The organism is Tsukamurella conjunctivitidis, assembly GCF_007858475.1.
Taxonomy (GTDB): Bacteria; Actinomycetota; Actinomycetes; order Mycobacteriales; family Mycobacteriaceae; genus Tsukamurella; species Tsukamurella conjunctivitidis.
Window position 1 is genome coordinate 1 of sequence record NZ_VIGX01000176.1, and the last position, 601, is coordinate 601.

The 601-nt window shown below is 69.1% G+C and carries 1 protein-coding gene; it reads left to right on the plus strand.

Features of this window, described 5'->3' with window-relative positions; all coding sequences use genetic code 11:
* Nucleotides 1-601, plus strand: a 601-nt coding sequence (locus tag FK530_RS24910; RefSeq protein WP_146489481.1) for a C-terminal helicase domain-containing protein, incomplete at both ends; no start/stop codon positions are given.

Genomic DNA, 601 nt, shown 5'->3' on the forward strand with positions numbered 1-601 from the left:
TGCACGCGCAGCAGAGCGATGACCGGATCCAGGACGCCGTGGAGTCGTTCGGGCAGGCCGACTCGCCGTTGCGTGTCCTGCTGGCCTCCGACATGGCGTCGGAGGGTCTGAACCTGCACAAGGAGTGCCACCTGCTGGTGCACTACGACGTGCCCTGGTCGTTCATCCGCATCCAGCAGCGCAACGGGAGGATCGACCGCTACGGGCAGGTGCACACCCCCGCGATCCATGCGTTGGCGCTGGCCGACCAGGACGCCACCAGCGAGGTCCGGGTCGTGACCTCGCTGCTGACCAAGGAACACGAGGCGAACAAGGCGCTCGGTGACGCGGGCGTCCTCATGGACCTGGGGCGCACGCAGTACAGCGACACCTTGGAGGAGAAGGTCGTCATGGAGGCGCTGGCGGCCGGGTCACAGGTGGAGGACGTCGCACGCACCCCCCAGGCCGCGATGGCGGACTGGTTCCTGGCGGCAGCCTACGGGGAGGAACCCGTGGCCCCCACGGCGGTGTCGACTCCCACGGCGCCCCGGACGTTGGTGTTCCCCGACGAGGACGACTTCCTGGCGGAGCTGCTGGAATCCCAGCCCGAGCACACCCGTCG